The organism is Microbacterium sp. NPDC086615 (genome assembly GCF_040686055.1).
In the GTDB taxonomy this organism is placed as follows: domain Bacteria; phylum Actinomycetota; class Actinomycetes; order Actinomycetales; family Microbacteriaceae; genus Microbacterium.
The window spans coordinates 203797-224966 of sequence record NZ_JBFBJJ010000003.1 but is presented as its reverse complement, the minus strand read 5'-3'; the positions used below and the strand labels follow the sequence as shown (position 1 = coordinate 224966).

18 protein-coding genes are annotated in these 21170 nt (G+C 69.6%); 5 read left to right on the top strand and 13 right to left on the bottom strand.

What is annotated here, in order from left to right:
* Positions 1-60: 60 nt before the first annotated feature.
* Positions 61-942, top strand: a complete 882-nt coding sequence (purU, locus tag AB0O24_RS05180; RefSeq protein WP_307384442.1) for a formyltetrahydrofolate deformylase — start codon at positions 61-63, stop codon at positions 940-942.
* A gap of 126 nt (positions 943-1068) precedes the next feature.
* On the opposite strand, the gene AB0O24_RS05175 is transcribed toward purU, so the two are convergent.
* The 7 genes from AB0O24_RS05175 to AB0O24_RS05145 form a co-directional block, all read right to left on the bottom strand.
* Complete coding sequence (locus tag AB0O24_RS05175; protein WP_307384439.1) at positions 1069-1824, bottom strand: FadR/GntR family transcriptional regulator; 756 nt, start codon at positions 1822-1824, stop codon at positions 1069-1071.
* 10 nt (positions 1825-1834) lie between these two features.
* Positions 1835-2995: a mandelate racemase/muconate lactonizing enzyme family protein gene (locus AB0O24_RS05170; RefSeq protein WP_363373064.1), complete on the bottom strand. Its 1161-nt coding sequence runs from the start codon at positions 2993-2995 to the stop codon at positions 1835-1837.
* A 31-nt stretch (positions 2996-3026) separates the two neighbouring features.
* Positions 3027-3932: a carbohydrate ABC transporter permease gene (locus AB0O24_RS05165; RefSeq protein ID WP_275796643.1), complete on the bottom strand. Its 906-nt coding sequence runs from the start codon at positions 3930-3932 to the stop codon at positions 3027-3029.
* Positions 3919-4794, bottom strand: coding sequence for a sugar ABC transporter permease (locus AB0O24_RS05160; protein WP_275796644.1), 876 nt, complete (start codon positions 4792-4794; stop codon positions 3919-3921). Before AB0O24_RS05160 ends, AB0O24_RS05165 begins: the two co-directional genes overlap by 14 nt.
* Before the next feature lie 75 nt (positions 4795-4869).
* Complete coding sequence (locus AB0O24_RS05155; RefSeq protein WP_275796646.1) at positions 4870-6243, bottom strand: ABC transporter substrate-binding protein; 1374 nt, start codon at positions 6241-6243, stop codon at positions 4870-4872.
* 241 nt (positions 6244-6484) lie between these two features.
* Positions 6485-7447, bottom strand: coding sequence for a serine hydrolase (locus AB0O24_RS05150; RefSeq protein WP_363373180.1), 963 nt, complete (start codon positions 7445-7447; stop codon positions 6485-6487).
* A gap of 48 nt (positions 7448-7495) precedes the next feature.
* Positions 7496-9472 carry a M13-type metalloendopeptidase gene (locus tag AB0O24_RS05145; protein WP_363373060.1) on the bottom strand — a complete coding sequence of 659 codons (1977 nt, stop codon included), beginning with the start codon at positions 9470-9472 and terminating at the stop codon, positions 7496-7498.
* A gap of 139 nt (positions 9473-9611) precedes the next feature.
* Here AB0O24_RS05145 and AB0O24_RS05140 point away from each other — a divergent pair, with 139 nt between their 5' ends.
* The gene (locus AB0O24_RS05140) at positions 9612-10940 is read left to right on the top strand and encodes an MATE family efflux transporter (protein ID WP_363373057.1); all 1329 of its coding nucleotides are present in this window, start codon (positions 9612-9614) and stop codon (positions 10938-10940) included.
* Between the two features lie 22 nt (positions 10941-10962).
* Here the strand turns inward: AB0O24_RS05140 and AB0O24_RS05135 are convergent, their stop codons facing one another.
* The 5 genes from AB0O24_RS05135 to AB0O24_RS05115 form a co-directional block, all read right to left on the bottom strand.
* Entirely contained in the window at positions 10963-12207 is a 1245-nt protein-coding gene (locus AB0O24_RS05135) for an acyl-CoA dehydrogenase family protein (RefSeq protein WP_363373054.1), read from the bottom strand.
* A 256-nt stretch (positions 12208-12463) separates the two neighbouring features.
* Positions 12464-13105: a TrmH family RNA methyltransferase gene (locus AB0O24_RS05130; RefSeq protein WP_363373051.1), complete on the bottom strand. Its 642-nt coding sequence runs from the start codon at positions 13103-13105 to the stop codon at positions 12464-12466.
* Positions 13106-13114: 9 nt separating this feature from the next.
* A complete protein-coding gene (locus AB0O24_RS05125; protein ID WP_363373048.1) occupies positions 13115-13666 on the bottom strand; it encodes a TetR/AcrR family transcriptional regulator in 552 nt (183 codons plus the stop codon).
* Between the two features lie 7 nt (positions 13667-13673).
* On the bottom strand, positions 13674-14768 hold the full coding sequence (locus AB0O24_RS05120) for a low temperature requirement protein A (protein ID WP_363373045.1): 1095 nt from the start codon (positions 14766-14768) through the stop codon (positions 13674-13676).
* Positions 14672-15544 (bottom strand): NAD(P)H-binding protein, encoded by an 873-nt coding sequence (locus AB0O24_RS05115; RefSeq protein WP_363373042.1) that lies wholly within the window; start codon positions 15542-15544, stop codon positions 14672-14674. Before AB0O24_RS05115 ends, AB0O24_RS05120 begins: the two co-directional genes overlap by 97 nt.
* Before the next feature lie 135 nt (positions 15545-15679).
* On the opposite strand from AB0O24_RS05115, the gene AB0O24_RS05110 reads away from it, so the two are divergent.
* The 3 genes from AB0O24_RS05110 (at position 15680) to AB0O24_RS05100 (ending at position 18654) form a co-directional block, all read left to right on the top strand.
* Positions 15680-16963 (top strand): Nramp family divalent metal transporter, encoded by a 1284-nt coding sequence (locus AB0O24_RS05110; protein WP_363373039.1) that lies wholly within the window; start codon positions 15680-15682, stop codon positions 16961-16963.
* Positions 16964-16973: 10 nt separating this feature from the next.
* Positions 16974-17609: a metal-dependent transcriptional regulator gene (locus AB0O24_RS05105; protein WP_363373036.1), complete on the top strand. Its 636-nt coding sequence runs from the start codon at positions 16974-16976 to the stop codon at positions 17607-17609.
* Positions 17610-18225: 616 nt separating this feature from the next.
* Positions 18226-18654 carry a hypothetical protein gene (locus AB0O24_RS05100; RefSeq protein ID WP_275796666.1) on the top strand — a complete coding sequence of 143 codons (429 nt, stop codon included), beginning with the start codon at positions 18226-18228 and terminating at the stop codon, positions 18652-18654.
* 33 nt (positions 18655-18687) lie between these two features.
* Here AB0O24_RS05100 and AB0O24_RS05095 read toward each other — a convergent pair whose 3' ends face one another.
* Complete coding sequence (locus tag AB0O24_RS05095; protein ID WP_363373032.1) at positions 18688-21138, bottom strand: HAD-IC family P-type ATPase; 2451 nt, start codon at positions 21136-21138, stop codon at positions 18688-18690.
* Between the last annotated feature and the right edge of the window lie 32 nt (positions 21139-21170).

The following is a 21170-nucleotide window of genomic DNA, read 5'->3' as shown; positions in this document are numbered from 1 at the left end:
CGCCCCGAACCGACGCACCGCGTGTCCGCCGACGTCACCGGGGCACGGCAGAATGGTCCGATGGTCTCCGCGAGCCCCCACCTGCAGCCCGATCACGCGTGCCTCATCGTCCACGGCAGCGACACCCCCGGCATCATCGCCGCGGTGTCGGCGCTCATCGCCCGCCAGGGCGGCAACATCGTCGCCTTCGACCAGTACTCCGACGACCCGCGCGGGGGCGCGTACTTCCAGCGCGTCGTCTTCTTCCGTCCGAACCTCGCCGCCGCCTTCCCCGAGATCGAGGCAGACCTCGCCGAGACCCTCGGCGACGGCTTCGAGCTGGAGTGGACGCTCACCGACCTCTCCACGCCGAAGCGCATGGCGATCCTGGCGTCGAAGCAGGACCACTGCCTGCTCGACCTGCTGTGGCGTCACCGCCGCGGCGATCTGCCCGTCAGCATCCCCATGGTCGTGTCGAACCACACCACGGCGGCGGAAGACGTGCGCTCGTTCGGCGTCCCGTTCTTCCACGTGCCCTCCACGCCCGGCCCCGACAAGTCGGCATCCGAGGCTCGCATTCTCGAGCTGTTGGTCGGCAACGTCGACTTCGTCGTGCTCGCGCGCTACATGCAGATCCTCTCCGCCGACTTCCTCGAGAAGATCGGGGTGCCGGTGATCAACATCCATCACTCGTTCCTCCCGGCCTTCATCGGTGCCGAGCCGTACAAGAAGGCCAAGGAGCGCGGGGTCAAGCTCATCGGCGCCACCTCGCACTACGTGACGAGCGACCTCGACGAGGGTCCGATCATCGAGCAGGACACCGTGCGCGTCACGCACGCCGACTCCGCCGCCGAGCTCGCGCGCCGAGGAGCCGACGTGGAGCGCCAGGTGCTGTCGCGCGCGGTGCTGTGGCACGCGGAAGACCGCGTCATCCGCCACGGCAACCACACGATCGTCTTCTGACGCGCCCGCGCCCGCGCCCGCACCCCCGCCAGCTCGCCGAGACTGCATCGCGCTGACATCTCCCCCGCACGCTGCAGCGGAGATGTCAGCGGGCTGCAGTCTCGCGGCGCTTTGAGGCAGCGTCCGTCAGGGGCTGAGGTGGTGCACGCCGTCGGGGAGACGTCGACGACGCCACGACCCGAGGATGTGCTCCTCCATCGCGACGCGCGCCGCGACCGCGTTCCCGGCCTCGATTGCCTCGAAGACGCGCTCGTGCTCGGCCAGTGTGCGCGGGATGGCGTCGGCCGGGTTGTTGCCGTCCCACCGGGCGCTCTGCAGCGGACGAACGAAGAAGGACCGCGCGATGGTCGCCGCGATCCGGTTCTTCGACGCGGCCATCATCGAGAGGTGGAACTGCATGTCAGCGCGCAGGAAAGCGGGGTTGTCGTGCTGCAGGCGACGCATGTCGTGCAGGTGGACCCGGATCTGTTCGTGCGACTCGGCGCTTCCGGTGGCCGCGACCTCGCTCGCCATCACGCCCTCGAGCGCTGCGCGCACCACGCTCACCTCGTCGAGCACACCGAGCGACTCGTCATGACGCACGAGGGAGTCGAAGACGAGCGGATCGAGGACGTTCCAGTCGTTGAAGTGCCGAACCCGTGTGCCGCGGCCCTGCGCGACCTCGACGAGGCCCTTCTCCTGGATGCGCTTGATGCATTCCCGGATCACGGTCCGGCTGACGCCGAACTCGTCGCACAGGGCTTGTTCGGGCGGGAGGTACTCACCGTCTGCGATGCTTCCCGTGACGATCAGCTCGACCAGCTCTTCGAGCACGCGCGAGCCGATGCGATCGATCTGCCCGCGCCTCGGAGCCCCGGAACGGGGATCGGAGGCGGGAAGCATGGAGAGCACTCTACTCCGCCCGTCGCCCCACGCTCCGGCGCACGCCGAGTTCGAGCCCCGTCCGACCATCGCGCACGTGGGGACCGCCTTCCCCGCCCCACACGAAGTCGGCCGCTCCGTCGTGGACCGACTCGTCGATCGAGATCCCGCCGCCCGGGCGGTCTCCGAGCACGAGCCCGCCGTCCGCGACGTCGTAGTCGACGGTCACCCCCGCCGGCATCTGCGGGGTGGTGACCTCGGTCAGCAGGTGGTTGGGGATCGCCGTGGCCACGGCCATCGTCGACGGGTTGGAGGTCATCCCGATCGGGCTGACCGGCAGGTCCCGCGCGTGCGCGGCGACGGCCACGCGCAGCGAATGGGTGACCCCCCACACCGCCGCCGCCTGGACGATGTCGACGGCCTCCGCGTCGAAGAGCTGACGGTACTGCTCGAGGCCGGTCAGGTTCTCGCCCGTCGCGATCGCCGGCGAGATGGTGTCACGCAGGCGACGAAGGCCGCTGGCATCCCAGCGTCGCAACGGCTCCTCGACCCACGCGATCTCGACGTTCTGCTCGAGGTGCTGAATGTAACGTGCAGCCTGCGGGACATTCCACGACTCGTTCGCGTCGAGCATGACGAGCGGCTCATCGGTGGCCTCACCCAGCATGTCGCGCACGAGGGCGAGACGCTCGGCGTCGTGACGGACGTTGCGCCCGCCCTTGAGCTTGGCGGCGGTGAAGCCGCGGTCGCGCATGAACGAGTAGAACTCGGTGAGCCCCGCGGAGTCCAGGGCGATGTCGAGACCCGAGGCGTAGCCCGGGATGTACCGGTCCCGTCCACCGAGCAGGCGCCACAGCGGCTCACCCAGCGCTTTCGCCTTGATGTCCCAGAACGCGCTGTCCAGCGCACCGATGCCTCCGAAGACACCACCGGCGTGACCGTTCTTGAACATGCGGGCGATCATGCGGTCGTAGAGCCACGACGTCGCGCGCGGATCCTCGCCTTCGACGGCCTCGAAGAGCTGGGGGATGCCATCGTGCATCCCCATACCGACACCCTCGATGCCCTCGTCGGTCTCGACGATGACGATCGGGAGAGCGGTGATGCCCGAGGCGATGAACCCGTTGACATCGCCGACCGGCCGCCCCCAATCGAGTGTGGTGTTGATCAGGCGGTATCCCGTGATCTTCATGACTGGACCTCTTCCACCCCGGCGACCGGGGTCATTCCTTCGTTCCGCCCGCAGTCATTCCTTCGACGAGGAATCGCTGCGAGAACAGGAACACGATGAGGATCGGCGCGATGGAGACGAGCGTGGCGAGCGCCATCACCGGCAGATCGAGAGTGACGGATGCCGATGAGGTGGGGTTGAACAACGGCACGTTGGACAACAGCTCGGCGAGTCCGACCTGGATGGGGGCTTTGCGACCGGGCTCCATGACGAAGGGGAGGAAGTAGTTGTTCCAGTTGCCGACGAGGTTGAAGAAACCCACCAGCGCGATCACGGGGGTCGCGAGCGGGAGGGCCACCGAACGGAAGACCCGCAGCTCGCTCGCACCGTCGATGCGCGCCGCGTTCAGGAGGTCCTGCGACACGCTCGTCGTGAAGTAGATGTACGTGAGGTACACCCCGAACGGGAAGAACGAGAACGGCAGGATGACGGCCCACGGCGTTCCGACGAGCTTGAGCGCACTCATCTCGAGGAACACCGGGAGCACGAGCGCCGTGTTCGGGATGAGCATGACCACGAGCGTCAGGATCAGCAGGACACCGCGGAAGCGGAACCTCGTCATCGCGAGGGCGTAGCCGGCGGGGATCGTGACGACGAGGGTGATCACCAGAGCCACGCCCGTGTAGAGCGCGGCGTTGCCCGTCCACTGCCAGATGATGCCGTTCTGGAACTCGCTCAGCCGCGACCAGTTGTCGGCGATCGTGGCGAACGAGCCGAACGAGAACGGCGGCTGACCGGTCAGCTCGGTGGAGGACTTCGTCGGCGCCAGCAGCAGCCAGACGATCGGCATCCCGAAGACGAAGACGAAGAACAGGATGATGACGGTGACGAAGGCCCGCCCCAGAAACGCTGCGGGGGTCAGGGCGCGCTTGGTCGCGGTCGACTTAGTCGCGTTCAAAGAGTCCTCCTCGGAAGACGAAGAAGGCCGCAAGGCCGGCGGCGACGACCAGGAGCATCAGCGAGATGGCCGCGGAGCCGTTGAAGTCGTTCTGACGGAAGGCGTAGAGGTAGGCGACCTGGTTGAGGGAGTAGTCGAGGCCCACGACGCCCTTGCTCGCCTGCGACAGCACGCGGGGCTCGACGAAGAGCTGCGTGCCGGCGGCCAGCGACATGACGGCCATGTACGCGATCCACTTCCGCAGCAGCGGGATCTGGATGTACCAGGCGGTGGCGATCGGGCCGGCACCGTCGATGCGGGCGGCCTCCATGACCTCGACGTTGATGTTGTTCAGGGCGCCGTACATGATGACGATCCATCCACCGGCACCGGCCCAGAAGGCGATGACGGTGAAGACCACCGGGAGATTGCCCTCGTTGCCGACGACGTCGACGAAGGTGTTGAAGCCCATTGCACGGAGGAGTCCGCTGACCGGGCTCACCGTCGGGTCGAGCATGAAGAGCCAGAGCAGCACGCTTGACGCCCCGGCGAGGGCGCCCGGGATGTAGAAGATGAACCGCGACGCGGATGACAGCCAGCGCACGCGGATCGCGTGGACGATCACCGCGAGGAACACGACGATGATGATGAGGCTCGTCAGCCAGATCGCGATGAACGCGGCGACGTGGCCGACGGCGGGGAGGAAACGGTAGTCCTGAACCGCTTTGAGGAAGTTGTCGAAGCCGACGAAGGCTCCGTCCTTGGTGAACGCCAGGTATGCGGCATAGAGGGTCGGCAAGATGCCGAACGCCAGGAGCAGGACGACGTATCCGCTGACCATCAGGTAGCCGAAGGTCGATTGAGCTCGACGGAGGGAGAGCATGGTCTTTTCCGTTCTCAGGGGGAAGGGCTGGCCGCATCCGCGGACGAATGCGGCCAGCCCAGGATGGTGTTCGGGTTACTTCTTGACGTCGTAGCCCTGGACCTGCGCCTGGTTGTCCATCTCGGTCTGCCACGCCTGCGTGGCGTCCGAGAGAGGCTTACCCGCGGAGATCACCGGCAGCGCCACCTTCGAGTAGGCGGCCTCGATGCTGAAGCTGGGGTAGCCCCAGCCCTGCCAGACCGAGCTGGCTGCGGTCGAGATGCTGGACTCGAGATCGCCCGTGAAGAAGCCCTGGGCGGCCTGTTCCTTCAGCCACGCATCTGCGGCCGACTGGTAGGCCGGCAGGCCCGACGCGAGCTTGACGGCGTCGTCCGAGCTGGTGACGTAGGTGAGGAAGGTCTTGACGGCCTCGAGGTTCTTCGAGTGGCTCGACGCGTACCAGACGCCACCGCCGACGTTTCCGGTGACCTTGTCGCCGTCGGACCACGTGAGCGGAGCGCCGGCACCGATGGTGCCGGGAGCGGCGTTCAGGCTCTTCTCGTTGTCGAACAGCGCACCGGCGTACCACGCGGGGCCGGGGATTCCGAGGAGCTTGTCGGAGTACTTGGCGACGAAGTCGTTACCGAACACGCTGTCGGTCACGAGGGTGCCGTTGGCGAGCATGTGGTCGATGAGGTCGGTGGCCTTCTCGGAGTTCGGCGCAGAGAAGTCCGAGCTGAACGTGTTGCCCTCGACCTGGAAGATCGGAGCCTCGGCACCCCAGTAGTACACGTAGGGGGCCTGGAACGAGTCTCCCACCGAACCGAGGATGTATCCGGGGTGCTCGGCAGCCACCTTGTCGCTGAGGGCCTTGTACTCTTCCCACGTCGTGGGAATGGTGTAGCCGAACTGGTCGAAGAGCGGCTTGTTGTACCAGAACAGCACCGGCGCGAGGTCGTTGCGGAGGCCGTAAACGGTGTCGTCGACGGTCATGGGGCCGAGCGCGCCCTTGGTGAAGCCGTCGAGGAAGCTCTGATCGAAGAAGCCCTTGTTCAGCGGGGCGGCGAACGCCTGCTGTCCGTTGTTCTCCTTCGAGGCCCACGCGGTGTCGTTCTGCTGGGTGGAGAAGACGACGTCGGGCCAGCCCTCACCGGACTGGTCGAAGAGGGCGATCTTCTGCTGGAACGAGCCCGAGCCGCCGGCGCCGCCGTCGTAGGTCTCGATGTTGATCTTGACGTCGGGGTTCGCCTTCTCGAACGCCTGGGCGAGGGGCTCGCGAGACGAGTCGACCCAAACGGTGATGGCGCTCGACGCGTCCTGCTCTGCCGCGGTGAAGCCGTACTGGGAGTCAGAGTCGCCTCCGCCACCACCGGTGCTCGGGCTGCACGCGGAAAGCGCGAGGGCGGACGCTACGGCGACTCCACCCACGAGGGCGAGGCGACGATGAGCGCGAGAAACATGCTGCGTCATTGCGGAAGCTCCTGTCTTCTTCGACGAGGTCGGATGACCGGATGCCAGCATAGGGCATACGTCATATGTTTGCGCAAGAGGCGAGATGAATCCGTGATCAAGAGCGCGCGTGAGCTGCGTGATTCGGGGAAGTCGTCCGACCTCCGCGGGAACTGCCACCTATGCCGCGACGGTCATCGTCGTCGCGACCACCATCGCGGCGTGCTCGCGGAGCGTCTGGAGCATCCGCGCCGCCTGAGGGTCAGTACACGTACTCCATCAGCTCGACGCCGAGCACGCGGAACGCGTCGTGCGCGCGCAGCCGGTGCGAGATCGAGAGGTCGTCGAAGTTGACGATGAGCGCGTACGCGACTCCCGCGCGGGGACCGCCGAGCACTCCCGCCTCAGCCCGCACCCCGGCTGCCCGACCCGTCTTGTTGATGAACAGCAGCCCGTGCTGGTCGTTCTCGTGCGCGAACGGATCGAGACCGGTGGCGGATGCCACGAGCGACAGGTCGTGGTTCAGACTCAGCCACTCCGCGACCTGGGCACTGACGCCCGGTGAGACCACCGCCGAGTTCACGAGACCGGCGAACAGCTCCGCCATCTCACGGGCGGTCGAGAGCGCGACGTGCGGAGCGTCGTCGGGGCCGCGGTCGTCGCGGAAGCGGTCGAGGAGCGCCGTCCGGCGCATCCCCAGCTGCTCCGACCGCGCGCGCACGGCCTGCAGACCCACGCGCTGCAGGAGCGCGTTGACCGCGAGCGCGTCGCCGGCCGAGGCGGCGAGCACCGCGACGTCGGCGATCGGCAGCGCGGGGGCCTTGAGATGCTGCCACATGCCGCCGACAGCGGCGCCGTGCACGGTCGAGCGGTCGATGATCTCGAGCGCGTCGATCGTGCCCGCCTCGATGGATGCCGCGACCTCGATGAGGAGCGGGACGACGCCGAGCCCCCCGACCGGCAGTGTCAGGAAATCGTCGCCCCCGAGCACCTGCGCCCCGCCGTCCAGCTCGTCGATGCGCACCGAGACGCGCGCACCGGATGCGGCGAGCTCGTCGAGCGCGCGCAGCGTCATGGTGAACGAGCGTCGTCCGGCCGCCGCACGGCGCGGAAGACGCTTCGGCCCTTTCCTCCCGGCACCCCGGAGAGCGGGCGCGTCGCGTCGGGACGACTCGACGGCCCCGCCGAGGGGCTCGGGGGTGGCGGGCTCGGGAACCGGGGGCATGCCCACGAGCGTGGCTCCTTCCGGGTCAGAAGAGCAACAAACTCCGCCTCACCAAATGGTGACGCGCTGGTCTGCGTCGAGCCAGAGAGCGTCGCCCTCGGTCACCTCGAACGCCTCGTAGAAAGCATCGATGTTACGCACGATCTGATTGCAGCGGAACTCGTTGGGCGAGTGCGGATCGATCGTGAGGAGGCGGATGGTCTCGGCATCCCGGCCCTTCTGCTGCCACACCTGCGCCCAGCTGAGAAGGAGGCGCTGGATGCCACTGAGCCCGTCCACGACCGGACCTTCGGGGTCCTGCCCCTCGGCTTCGAGCGAGAGGCGGTAAGCCGAGATCGCGATGCCGAGTCCGCCCAGGTCGCCGATGTTCTCACCGATCGTGAGGGCACCGTTGACGTGGTGCTCCTCGGACAGCCCCTCGGGCACGAGCGCGTCGTACTGGGCGATCAGGGCCTTGGTCCGCTCCTCGAACGCGGCGCGATCGGCATCCGTCCACCAGTCGCGCAGCGATCCGTCGCCGTCGAAGCGGCTCCCCTGGTCGTCGAAGCCGTGCCCGATCTCGTGACCGATCACGGCACCGATCCCGCCGAAGTTGGCGGCGGCGTCGCGGTCGGCGTCGAAGAACGGGTACTGCAGGATCGCCGCGGGGAAGACGATCTCGTTCATCAACGGGTTGTAGTAGGCGTTCACCGTCTGCGGCGTCATGTGCCACTCGTCGCGGTCGATCGGCTGGCCGACCTTCGCGAGCTGCCGGTCGTGCTCCCAGACGTTGGCCCGGCGGACGTTCCCGGTGAGGTCGTCGGCGGTGATCTCGAGGTCGCCGTAGTCCTTCCAGCGCACGGGGTAGCCGATCTTCGGCGTGAAGGCGTCGAGCTTCGCGAGCGCGCGCTCGCGCGTTTCGGCGGTCATCCACTCGAGCGAGCGGATCGAGCGACGGTAGGCCTGGATGAGGTGCGCGACCAGACCGTCCATGGCCTCTTTCGCTGCCGGCGGGAAGTGCCGTTCGACGTAGACCTTGCCGATCGCCTCGCCCAGAGCGGCCTCCGCGAGGCTCACGCCGCGCTTCCACCGCTCGCGATTCACGGGAACACCCGTGAGCTGGGTGCCGTAGAACGAGAAGTTCTCGGCGACGAAGGCGTCGGGCAGGAAAGCCGCCGTGGAGTGCACGACCTTGAAGCGCAGCCAGGCCTTCCAGTCGTCGAGGCGCTCGGCGACGAGCAGGGCGCCGAGGGACTCGACGAAGCTCGGCTGGTAGACGACGACCTCGGCGAGCGCGTCCTCGTGACCGGGGGCGACGCCCGCCCGCCACGCGGCGAGGTCGATGCCGGCGAGCGCGACGGTGTCGTCCCACGACTTCAGGTTGTAGGTCTTGACCGCGTCGCGGCTGTCTTCGCGCGACCAGTGGTGGGTCGCGATCTCGGTCTCGAGGGCGAGAACCCGCGCGGCGTCGTCGGCCGCATCGGCCACGCCCGCGAGGTCGAGGATGCGCTCGATGTGCGCGCGGTAGGCGTCGCGCGTGTCGGCGAAGTTGTCGAGACGGTAGTAGCTCTCGTCGGGCATCGAGAGGCCGCCCTGGTAGAGGACCGGGACGTACCGCGTCGGGTCGCCCGGGTCGGGCTCGACGAAGAGGGCGATCAGACCGCTCATGCCCTCGCGCTCGAACTCGCCCGTGAGCCGCAGGAGCCCGGCGACGTCGTGCACCTCGTCGACCCGTCGCAGCTGCTCCTCGATCGGCGTCCGGCCGAGCTCGTCGATGCGGGCGGTGTCCATGAAGCTCGCGAATAGATCGCCGATCTTGCGGGCCTCGGTGCCCGGCTCGGCCTGCTGCGACTCCTCGACGATCGCGCGGACATCCTTCTCGGCCTGCTCGGCGATCAGGTGGAAGGCGCCCCAGCGCGCCTTGTCTTCGGGGATCTCGGTGCGCTCGAGCCAGCGGCCGTTGACGTGGCGGAACAGGTCGTCCTGCGGGCGAATCTCGTCGCTCAGTTCGTCGAGCGCGAGGCCGGAACGGGGGGTCTCGGTCATTCAGCCAGGATAAATCCCCGTTGTTCGGTGCGGGCTGGGGACGCCGACATTGCCTCGCCCGTGGCGCGTGCGGCTGCGCGCGCCCTTGCGCCCACGCCCCGCCCGGCGCGATGTCGGCGGGTCGCCATAGGCTCGACGCGTGACCACGCGACCGCCCGAGACGCTCAACCGGTCGATCCTCCGGCTGGCCATCCCGGCGCTCGGTGCGCTCATCGCCGAGCCGCTCTTCCTCATCGTCGACGCAGCCATGGTCGGGCACCTCGGCGTCGCCCCGCTCGCGGGGCTCGGGATCGCCGGGGCGGTGCTGCACACCATCGTCGGCCTGATGGTGTTCCTCGCGTACTCCACCACACCCGCCGTGGCGCGACGCTTCGGGGCGGGCGAGGTCGGGCGCGCGGTCTCGGTCGGCATCGACGGCATGTGGATCGCGCTCACCCTGGGTGCCGTCCTGGCCCTCGCCGGCGTCTGGTCCACCCCGGCGGTCATCGATGCCTTCGGCGCCGCTCCCGACGTCGCCGAGAACGCCCGCGTCTACCTGTCGATCTCGATGTGGGGCCTCCCCGCGATGCTCATCGTCTTCGCGGCGACGGGCCTGTTGCGGGGACTGCAGAACACCGTGACCCCGCTGTGGATCGCGGGTGTCGGGTTCGCGGCCAACGCGGCTCTCAACGCCGTCTTCGTCTACGGATTCGGCTGGGGGATCGCGGGTTCGGCGGTGGGCACCGTGATCGCGCAGTGGGCGATGGTCGGTGCGTACGTGGTCGTGGTGGGCAGGCTCGCGCGCCGGCACACGGCATCCCTCCGTCCGGAGCGCGCCGGCCTCGGCGGCACCGCGCGCTCGGGCGGATGGCTGTTCCTGCGCACGCTGAGCCTGCGCGCGGCCTTCCTCGCGACGGTCGCCGTCGCCACGCAGCTGGGATCGGCCGAGCTCGCGGGGTGGCAGATCGCGTTCACGATCTTCTCCACGGCGGCCTTCGCTCTCGACGCCCTGGCCATCGCCGCTCAAGCCCTGATCGGCGCGGGTCTCGGGGCCGGTGACCTCGCGACCGTGCGCCGCGTCCTGCAGCGCACGGTCGCGTGGGGCGTGTGGTTCGGCGTCGCCGTCGGCGCCGTCATCGCCGCCGCGTCCGGCGTGGTCGGGCTCGTGTTCACCGGCGACCCCGCGGTCGCCGCGCTGATTCAGCCGGCGCTCCTCGTGCTCGCCGCCGCGCAACCGCTCGCCGCGGTCGTGTTCGTGCTCGACGGCGTGCTCATCGGCGCCGGAGACGCGCGGTACCTCGCACTCGCGGGCGTGCTCAACCTCGTCCCGTACGCGCCGGCCCTCGCGGCGGTCGCCCTCTGGGCAGGCGGAGGCGCGGCGGGTCTCGCGTGGCTGTCGGCCGCGTTCTTCGGCGTGTACCTGCTCGCCCGGGTCGTCACGCTTGGTCTGCGCGTGCGCGGTCAGGCGTGGACGACGGCGGGCGACTGACCAACCGCCCGCCGCCGACTGCTCACGTGTACCAGGTGGGAACCGGAATCTGGTTCAGCAGCACGTACTCGCCGACCTCTCGCTTCTTGTAGGCGATCGGGTCGTGCAGGCTGTGCGTGCGGAGGTTCCGCCAGAAGATGTCGAGGCCCACGGAGTTGGCCGTGGCGCGCGCACCGGTCAGCTCGAAGATCTTGGATGCCACTTCGAGGCCATCGTCGACGATGCGGAGCTTGCCCGCGGCGATGCGCACCGCGATCTCGCCACGGTGCCGCTCGGTCAGCTCTTCGCGCGGGGCGTGCAGCACGGCGCTGATCTCGGCACCCACCGCGTCGAGCAGCGCTTCGTCGGCCCAGAGTTTCGACTGCAGCGTCCCGTAGCCCTCGAGCAGGTACCACTCCTCCGTCGCGCGCTGCTTGTCGTCGCCTCCGTAGGGCCACGGCCGGGTGCGCTCGCGCGTGTAGGCCGAGGCGGTCTCGAGGGCGCCCTGGGCGATGCCGAGGTAGAAGTTGGCGAAGACGAGCTGGATCGCCGGCACGTTGAGGGTGTTGTAGACGAGCGGCTGGAACTGCTTGTCGACGAAGCCGGCGGCATCCGACCAGGGCACGCGCACGTCGCGGATCTCAACCGAGCCCGATTCGGTCAGACGCTGGCCCAGGTTGTCCCAGTCGCCCGCGAAGACGATGCCCTCTTGCGCGGTCGGCACGATCGCGAAGACGTGCGTGTCCGTGCCCTCGAGCACACCCTCCAGCACGGTGAGGTCGGCGACGCTGCCGCCGGTGGAGAACGACTTGCGCCCCGAGAAGACGAGCTCGTCGCCCTCTTCGCGGATCGTGAGGTCGGAGTCGCGAGGGTTCACCGCACCACCGAAGAAGTACGCGTTCGTGGTGTACAGCTCCTCGACCGCGGCGATCTGCGCGTCGGTCGCCACCAGCCGGGCCGCCCACGCCCACAGGTAGTGGTAGCCCAGGAGCTGTCCGATCGAGCCGTCGCCGCGGGCCACCGCGCGGATGACCTTGTAGGCCGTGTCCCAGCTCTCGCCGGCACCGCCGTGCTCGCGGGGTCCGAGCAGGGTGACCAGGCCGGACGCCTTGAGCAGATCGACCTCGGCGCGCGGGGTGGCGTTGGCGCGGTCGCGCTCGACGGCATCCACCGCGAGGATGTCGGCCACCTCGCGAGCCCGCTCGATCCACCCGGCGCTAGTGTCGGGAGTGGTTGCGTCCCGCCAGCGGTCCGCGAGGCCTGTCGTCGTTGAATCCGTGATCGTCATGATCGTTCCTTCCCAGGTGTGTGATTCGATCGGCGCGCTCCACCCCGGCTGCCACCGGAGAAGAGCAGGTCTGCGAGAAGCGCGGCGGGACGCATCCGCCTCGCCGCATCGTCGCGACGACAGTCAACAGCCGTCAACCGTCCCGCGGAAGACTGTTACCGACAAAGACCCCAGGTGTCGGGACGTCGTCACACGCTGAGCGTCACACGCTGAGCGTCACGCGCTGGGCGGCACACGCTGGGCGCCACAGGACGCGTCACGCCCAGCGGCGACACCACTCGTACATGACGACGGCGGCGGCCGAAGCCGCGTTGATCGAGCGGGTCGACCCGTACTGGGTGATCTCGACGACGGCGGATGCCGCGGCCAGCGCCTCGGCAGAAAGCCCCGGCCCCTCCTGCCCGAAGAGCAGCACGCAGGCCTCCGGGAGGTCGGCACGGTCGACGGGAACCGATCCGTCGACGTTGTCGATCGCGATCACGGGGAGTCCGGCATCCCGCGCCCACGTGGTGAACGCATCGACGTCCTCGTGGTGACGCACGTGCTGGTAGCGGTCGGACACCATCGCGCCGCGTCGATTCCAGCGGCGCTTGCCGATGATGTGGACCTCGGCCGCGAGGAAGGCGTTCGCGCTGCGGACGATCGAGCCGATGTTGAGGTCGTGCTGCCAGTTCTCGATCGCGACGTGGAACGGATGCCGCTTCGTGTCGAGGTCCGCGACGATCGCCTCCATCGACCAGTAGCGGTACTCGTCGACGACGTTGCGACGGTCGCCCTCGGCGAGGAGCTCCGGGTCGTAGCGCGGATCGTCGGGCCACTCCCCCGCCCAGGGACCGACGCCGTGGGTCGGGACCGGCGGCGTGGGCACGGGCGCAGAGGCGTCGTCGGGATGATCCACCGGTTCAGGCTATCGAGCAGCCCCACCGGCTCCGGTGTCGCCGGGGGCCACACGAGCCGCCATCGTCTCGATGACCGCGTCCGATGCCGGTGTCTGCATCACGAACTGCGAGAAGAACACCGGCCCGGTCAGCTCGATGAGCAGCCGCTCGGCGTGCTCGCTGCCGACGATGCGGGCGAGGTCGGCGGAACGCCGGGCTGCCGCGGAGCGCAGCGCCCCGGCCGCCATGTCGTCGGTGGGCGCCGTGGCGATGAGGTACGCCATCGCGGCGCGGACGGCCGGGTCGGTGAAGGCCTCCCGCACCCCGCGGAGGAACGCGGTCACCGCCTCGACGACATCGTCACCGGGGCCGACGGGGTCGGGTACCGCGTGCTCGGCGAGCAGCACGTCGGCCACGATCGCCGGTACCGACGGCCAGTGCGCGTAGACGGTCTTTCTCGCGACGCCGGCGACCTCTGCGATGCGCGAGACGGTCAGCTGCTCCGCCGACCCGTCCGCAAGCAGCGCACGGACGGCGGCGAACACCCTCTCGCGTGTGCGCCGGACGCGCGCGTCGTCCATGTGGGGCTCATCTCTCGGGGGCGGACTCCGGTGGCTGCGTGTTCCCCCTCTCGACGACGACGACGATCGCAGCCGCGCAGACGGCCAGTTCGATGACGGAGGCCTCGAAGAACGCGCTCGTCCCCATGATCGCGCACAACGCGACGATGAGCACGTTCGAACGCGCACGGAGGGTCGGGCGCAGCGCCAGCCACCACACCCCCAGGAAGAACGCAGCCACCGGGACGACCAGGGTGCAGCGCAGCATCAACGGGTCGGCGTGGGCACCGTGCTCGAGCGTGCCCACCGCCACCTCGATCCCGGCCGAGACCGCTCCGGCGGCGGCGAAGATCACATAGTGGAAGTAGCCGAACACCATTGCGCGTCCGAGGCCGTTCGACAGACGGGTGTGCATCGGGCGAGCGAAGTACACCCACCACATCGCGGCCACCACGATCAGGCCCGAGATCGCGACGACGATCAACCCGGCGAGGTGCTCGGTGTCGCCGAGGGCGGCGATGATCGCGGTGGCCGACGCGAGGATCGACTCGCCGAGAAGGATGAGCGTGAACAGTCCGAAACGCTCGGCGACGTGATGCGGATGCCACGGCGTCGGGCGCGCGCGTTCAGCGAACGGGGGCACGGCGAACTCGAGCGCCAGCACCGGGAGCACCACCCACGTCCCCACGGACGTCGCGCCGAGGCCCAGCAGGAGGAGCCAGCATGACTGCACCACAGCGATCCCCGCGGCGTAGCGGAGCGCCGTGACGCGGTACTCGGGATTCTGCACGGCGACCCGAAGCCATTGCGGGATGGCGACGAAACGCATCACGAGGTACCCCACGACGAGGAGCGTGATGTCACCCTCGGTCATCGCCGGCACGACCCCGGCCGCGATCACGAGGGCCCCGCCCATCTGGACGAGCGTGGCAACCCGGTAGAGCCAGTCGTCGGTGTCGAACGCCGTCGCGAACCACGTGAAGGTCATCCAAGCCCACCAGATGGCGGCGAAGACGATCAGGTAGCTCAGCGTCCCCTGCCCAGCGCGCCCGTCCTGCTCGAGCTCGTGCAGCGTCGATGCGGCGAAGGACACCGCGACGACGAACACGAGGTCGAACAGCAACTCGAGCGCGCTCGCGGTGCGGTGCGGCTCCGCGGCGTCGCGGGGGCGGAGAGGATGGATGCCGAACCTCCGGAGCCGCTGCTCCGTGAGCGCCGGCGTGCCCCGGCGCGGATGCCGCGCGACGCCGGGGTCGTTGTGCCCGCTCGCGTGAACAGGTGTACGGTCTGACCGACGTACGCGGGCTCGAGCAACTCGGACACGAGAAAGCACGCGACATCGGTTCGCGTGAGCGGCCCCATGCGCTCGCGCGGAGCGAGACGAGACTTGGCCAGGACAAGCCGGGGTTGAGGGGTGTTCACCAGCACCGCCGGACGCACCAGAGTCCACGAGGTCCGCGACTCCCGCACGACGGCTTCCTGACGATTCTTGTCCGCGTAGACCGAACGCAAGATGGTCGGACGCACGAGCGCGTCGTACCAGAGCGGGCCGTGACCCCAGCTGTCGCCCGCCCCCATTCCGGTAACGCAGAGGAGACGGCGAACCCCGCGCTCCCGCATGGCGTGGACGACGTTCCGGGTGCCGTTCTCGAGTAGGTGCGCATCCGAGGCGCGGGGACGCGAGCCCAAGACGCTGATCACGGCGTCGATGCCGTCGAGCGCGGCGACGATGGTTTCGACATCCATCACATCACCCGCGACTACGTCGTCGGTCACCCCCGCGAGCGCGCCCGGCCGACGGGCCAACGCGCGAACGCGAAGCGAGAGCGCGTCGGCCCGCGCCAGCACCGCGCGGCCCATCGGGCCCGTGGCGCCGATGATCAAGGCATGGGGCGTCATTCGTCCTCCTATCCGCCGCCGCGCGGCGTCGTGGGGCGCGCCTTGGCGACGCGCGCAGTGAAGAGTGACAGGGTGTTACCTAAGACACGTACCGATACTTTTCGGCATACCGAAAAATGCACTACATTTTTCGGTATGCCGAAAACGACGGAGGCCACACCGACTAATCGCCGTCCTGCTCCGCGACGCGTCGCGTGGCTCCTCGGACCCGCCATGGTGGCCGGGGTCGCCTACCTCGACCCCGGCAACGTCGCCAGCAACATGACCGCGGGGGCGAGCTTCGACTACCTGCTCGTGTGGGTCGTCGTGCTCGGCAACGTGATGGCCTGGCTCATCCAGTACCTGTCGGCCAAGCTCGGCATCGTCACGGGCGAGAGCCTCCCGCAGATCCTGGGGCGCCGACTCGACCGCCGCTGGGCGCGGCGCGCGTACTGGCTCCAAGCCGAACTCGTGGCGATGGCCACGGATGTCGCCGAGGTGATCGGCGGTGCCGTGGCTCTGCACCTGCTGTTCGGCATCCCCCTCGTCTGGGGAGGGGCGATCACGGGCGTCGTCTCGATGCTCCTGCTCGTCGTGCAATCGCGCCGCGGCGCCCGCGCGTTCGAGACCGTGCTGATCGGCCTGCTGGTGATGATCGCGATCGGCTTCACCTTCGGCCTCTTCTTCGCTCCTCCCGACGCGAGCGGCGTCGTCGCCGGTCTGATGCCGCGATTCGAGGGGACGAACTCGGTGCTGCTGGCCGCGTCGATCCTCGGCGCGACGATCATGCCGCATGCGATCTACGCGCACTCGGCGCTCAGCCGGGACCGCTTCGCACCGGACGCACCGACCGAGGCTGCGGGCCTCGAGGATGCCCGAGGGATCTCGACCCGGCGCCTGCTGCGTGCCACGCGATGGGACGTCACGATCGCCCTGGCCGTCGCGGGGACCGTGAACCTCGCGATCCTGCTGCTGGCCGCGGCGAACCTCGCCGGGGTGGAGGGCACCGATAGTCTCGAGGGCGCGTACGCGGCGCTCCGCGACGGGCTCGGTCCGCTGGTGGCGACGATGTTCGCGGTCGGGCTCCTCGCCAGCGGGCTGGCGTCGACCTCGGTCGGCGCCTACGCGGGAGCGGAGATCATGCACGGCCTCCTGCGCGTCCGTGTCCCGCTGCTCGCGCGCCGTCTCGTGACGCTCGTCCCGGCCCTGGCGATCCTCGCGGTCGGCGTCGACCCGACGCTCGCGCTGGTGCTGAGCCAGGTGGTGTTGTCGTTCGGCATCCCGTTCGCCCTCGTTCCGCTCGTCGCCCTGACGGCCCGACGCGACCTCCTCGGCGACTATCGCAACCGCGCGATCACGACCGCGGCCGGCATCGCCGCGGCGGTCTTCCTCATCGCGCTGAACGCCGTGCTCCTGTGGCTCGTCTTCACCGGCGGATAGGCTGGCCGGCGTGGAATCGCCCGTAGCCGACGACTATCTCAAGGCGATCTACCACCACACCGAGTGGCAGAACGACCCGATCACCCCGTCGCAGCTCGCCGCCGTCCTCGGGCTCGCCCCCTCAAGCGTGACCGAGATGGTGAAGAAGCTCGCCGCGCAGGGACTCGTGACGCACCGCCCCTACGGCCCCGTGTCGCTCACCCCGGCCGGGCAACGCCGGGCTGCGGGTGTCATCCGTCGGCACCGCCTCATCGAGACGTGGCTCGTCCGCGAGTTCGGATACGCCTGGGACGAAGTGCACGACGAGGCCGAGGTGCTCGAGCACGCCCTGAGCGACCGCCTGCTCGAGGGCATCGACGCCCGCCTCGGTCGACCCCGCTTCGACCCGCACGGCGATGCGATCCCGGATGCCACCGGCGCGGTCGAGCGCGAACCTTTCGTGCTGCTGTCGGCCGCGGTGCCCGGTCACGCGGGGCGCGTGCTGAGGGTGAGCGACCGCGACCCCGAGCTGCTCCGGGCGCTCGTCGAGCGCGGCATCGACGTGGGGCACGAGCTCGAGGTGGTCTCGGAGTCGACGGTGCGCGCGGACGGCGTCGACGTCGAGCTGCCCGCCGGAGCGGCAGAGTCGGTCTGGCTGACGCGCTGAAGCCCGCGCCGCGGGTTCGCCCCGGCGGTGCGCCGTCATTCGGAGTTCGTGCCGACACGCCGACGAGCGGGCGCCCCGGACCGGCGTGCCGCCGACGAACTCCGCCGGACGGCCGCCCAGCGCCGACCCCAGCCACCGTGCCGTCACGCGGACTCCGTAACGACACACCGGGTGGCAGACGCCCCGGACCGGCGTGTCACCCACGAACTCCGCCGGACGGCACAGCACACGACGGCCGACCACACCGTGCCCTCACGCGGACTCCGTAACGACACACCGGGTGGCAGACGCCCCGGGGCGGCGTGCCGCCGCCGAACTCCGCCGGACGGCACAGCACACGACGGCCGACCACACCGTGCCCTCACGCGGACTCCGTAACGACACACCGGGTGGCGGGCGCCCCGGGGCGGCGTGTCGCCGACGAACTCCGCCGCACGGCACACCACACGAGCATCTCGAGGCGGGCACCGACACGAACTCCGCCGCACGGCACACCGGGCCGCCGTCCCGACACCACACGAACGGATGCCGAGGACTCGAGGCCCGCGCGGGCGATCCGCGACCGCTACGCTGACCCACACCGGCACCCGGGCCGGCCCGGTGAACACGAGGACCCATGACCCCTCCTGCGCAGGTGCGCCGCCCCGTCGCGGTGACCGTAGCGATCGTGCTGGTGTACATCGGCGGCCTGCTGAACACCGCTCTCGGCGTGCTCGTGCTGCTGTCGCGCTACGAGGTGAGCGCCGATCTCGTCCTGCCGGTGTCGCTGGTCGGGGCGGCAACAATCCTGCTCGGCCTCCTCACGGTCGCGGGGGGCTCGGCGCTCTCGCGCGGCAGTCGACTGGCGCGCATCCTTCTCACGGCGTATCTCTCGGTGCTCGTCGTGCTGCAGGCCGTCGCCATGGCGCTCACCGAGCTCGACCTGACGCTCTCGATCGCGCTGGCCGCCGCCGTGCTGGTGATCGCGGCGCTCTGGATCCCCGGCAACGCGCGGCACTACTTCACCCGCCCGCCCGTCGAGACGCCGGCGACCCCGCTCATCTGAGGCGTCGCCGTACGGCCTCGACGACCAGGGCGCTCACTTCGTGGGTCGCGCCGTTCCCGCGATCGCGGGGCCCTGGGCGAGGAGACGACGCACGAAGCGGCGGTGCGCGAAGCGCACGGCCTCGATCGCGGCGAGGGCGGTGACGACGACCGCGGTGACCAACCACGCGCCGTCTTCGCCCGGGTCTTGCAGCTGGAAGAACTCACCCAGCGCCGGGACCGTGAAGATCGCGGTGAGCGCGATGAACATCGCCCCGACCACGAGCACCTTCACGCGCGTGATGGGGCGCGACAGCACCGTGAGTACCCAGATCGCGACGATCGCGAGAATGATCGTCGCCCCGGTGCGCAGCTGCGCGACCGACAGACCGAGATCCATCGCGAGCCGCGTGTACACGGTCAGCGACACCGCGATCACGATGCCGGCCGGGATGGCGAAGCTCAGCGAGCGTTTCAGGAACCCCGGCACGTAACGCTGCGTGTTGGGGAGGAGCGCCAGGAAGAACGCCGGGATGCCGATGGTGAGGCCGTCGGTGATCGACAGCTGCCGCGGCAGGAACGGGAACTCCATGACCAGCACGCCGAAGAGCACCGCGAGGCCCGTCGCGTACACGGTCTTGGTGAGGAAGAGCATCGAGACGCGCTCGATGTTGGCGATCACCTGACGCCCCTCGGCGACGACCGACGGGAGGTGCGAGAAGCGCCCATCGAGGAGGACGAGACGCGCGACGGCCTTCGTCGCCGCCGCGCCCGAGTTCATCGCGATGCCGATGTCGGCGGTCTTGATCGCCAGCGCGTCGTTGACACCGTCACCGGTCATCGCCACGACGTGCCCCCGCGCCTGCAGCGCCGTGACGATCCGCTTCTTCTGGTCGGGAGTCACCCGACCAAACACCGTATGCTCCTCGAGGACGCGTCCGAGTTCGACGTCGTCCTCGGGTAGTCGGCGCGCGTCGTAGCCCTCTGCGACCTCGAGGCCGACCTCGCGCGCGATCGCGGCGACCGTGCGGGGGTTGTCGCCCGAGATCACCCGGACGCCCACGCCCTGTTCGCGGAAGAACGCCAACGCCCCGGCGGCATCCGGACGGACGGCCTCGATGAAGGTCAGAACCGCCACCGGGACGGGCTCGCCGCGGAACCGCTCCGCCGCGACGTCGTCGTCATCGAGGGGCGTCGCGGTGTGGGCGAGCACGAGGGTGCGTCGACCCGACGACGCGAGCCGGGTCACGGCGGCGCCGAGCTCGGTGTCGGCGTCCGCCGCCCGGTCGCCGAAGACCATCTCGGGGGCGCCGAGGATCCACGTGCCCGCCGCGCGTTCGGCGAACGACACCGCGCTCCACTTGCGCGCCGACGAGAAGGGGATGCGGCGCGCGGGCTCGAGCGGGGAATCCACGGGGAAGGGGTCGCGCAGGCACCGCGCGGTCGCGTTGGCGTCGTCGGCCGCACTGTACCACCCGAGGGTCTCTCGCCAGCCGTCGCGCTCCGTAAGGGTGAGCGCATCGTCGAAACGGATCTCGCCCGCGGTCAGCGTTCCGGTCTTGTCGAGGCAGATCACGTCGACGCGCGCGAGGCCCTCGACCGCGGGCAACTCGTTCACGAGCACCTTCTTGCCGGCGAGCCGCGCCGCGCCGACCGCGAAAGCGATCGAGGTCATCAGCACGAGACCGAGCGGGATCATCGCCGTGAGCGCGGCGATCGTATTGACCACCGCCTGCGACCAGGTGCCCTGCTGAAACGCCTCCGTCCACCCGCCGGCGACCATCATCTGCGCGTTCAGCACGAGCAGCCCCACGGGACCGATCCCCCAGCCGACCCACTTCAGGACGCGGTCGATCGAGGTGCGCAGCTCGCTCGACACGAGCTGGAACTTCTTCGCCTCGCTCGCGAACGTGTTGGCGTACGACGCCGCGCCCACGCGGGTCGCGCGCGCGGTGCCGTCTCCGCCGACGACGATGGAGCCCGAGAGCGCCTCGTCACCGGGGCGCTTGTCGACGGCATCCGACTCGCCGGTCAGCATCGATTCGTCGATCTGCAGTCCCTGCGAGGCGACGACGGTCGCGTCGGCGGGGACCTGATCGCCCGCGCGCAGCACCAGCAGGTCGTCGCGGACGACGTCGCCGGGCGCGATCTCGGCGTCGACGCCGTCTCGCCGCACGCGGGCGCGGGGCGCGTTGAGCAGGGCCAGACGGTCCAGGGCCGCCTTCGCGCGGAACTCCTGCACGCATCCGATCACCGCGTTCGAGAGCGCCGCGACGCCGAACAGGGCGTCCTGCCACCGCCCGAGCAGGAGCAGCACCAGGAAGCACGCGGCCACGATCCCGTTGAACAGCGTGAAGACGTTCGCGCGGACGATGTTCCACGCGCTGCGACTCGTGTCGGCGGCGTACGCGTTGGTCTGCCCGGAGGCGACCCGTTCGGCGACGGCGGCAGCCGTCAGACCGCGGACGTCGTCGGCATCGATACTGTCGGCGGTCGCCTGGTCCATGCGATCACTGTAGGGGTAGCCCCCGACACGCA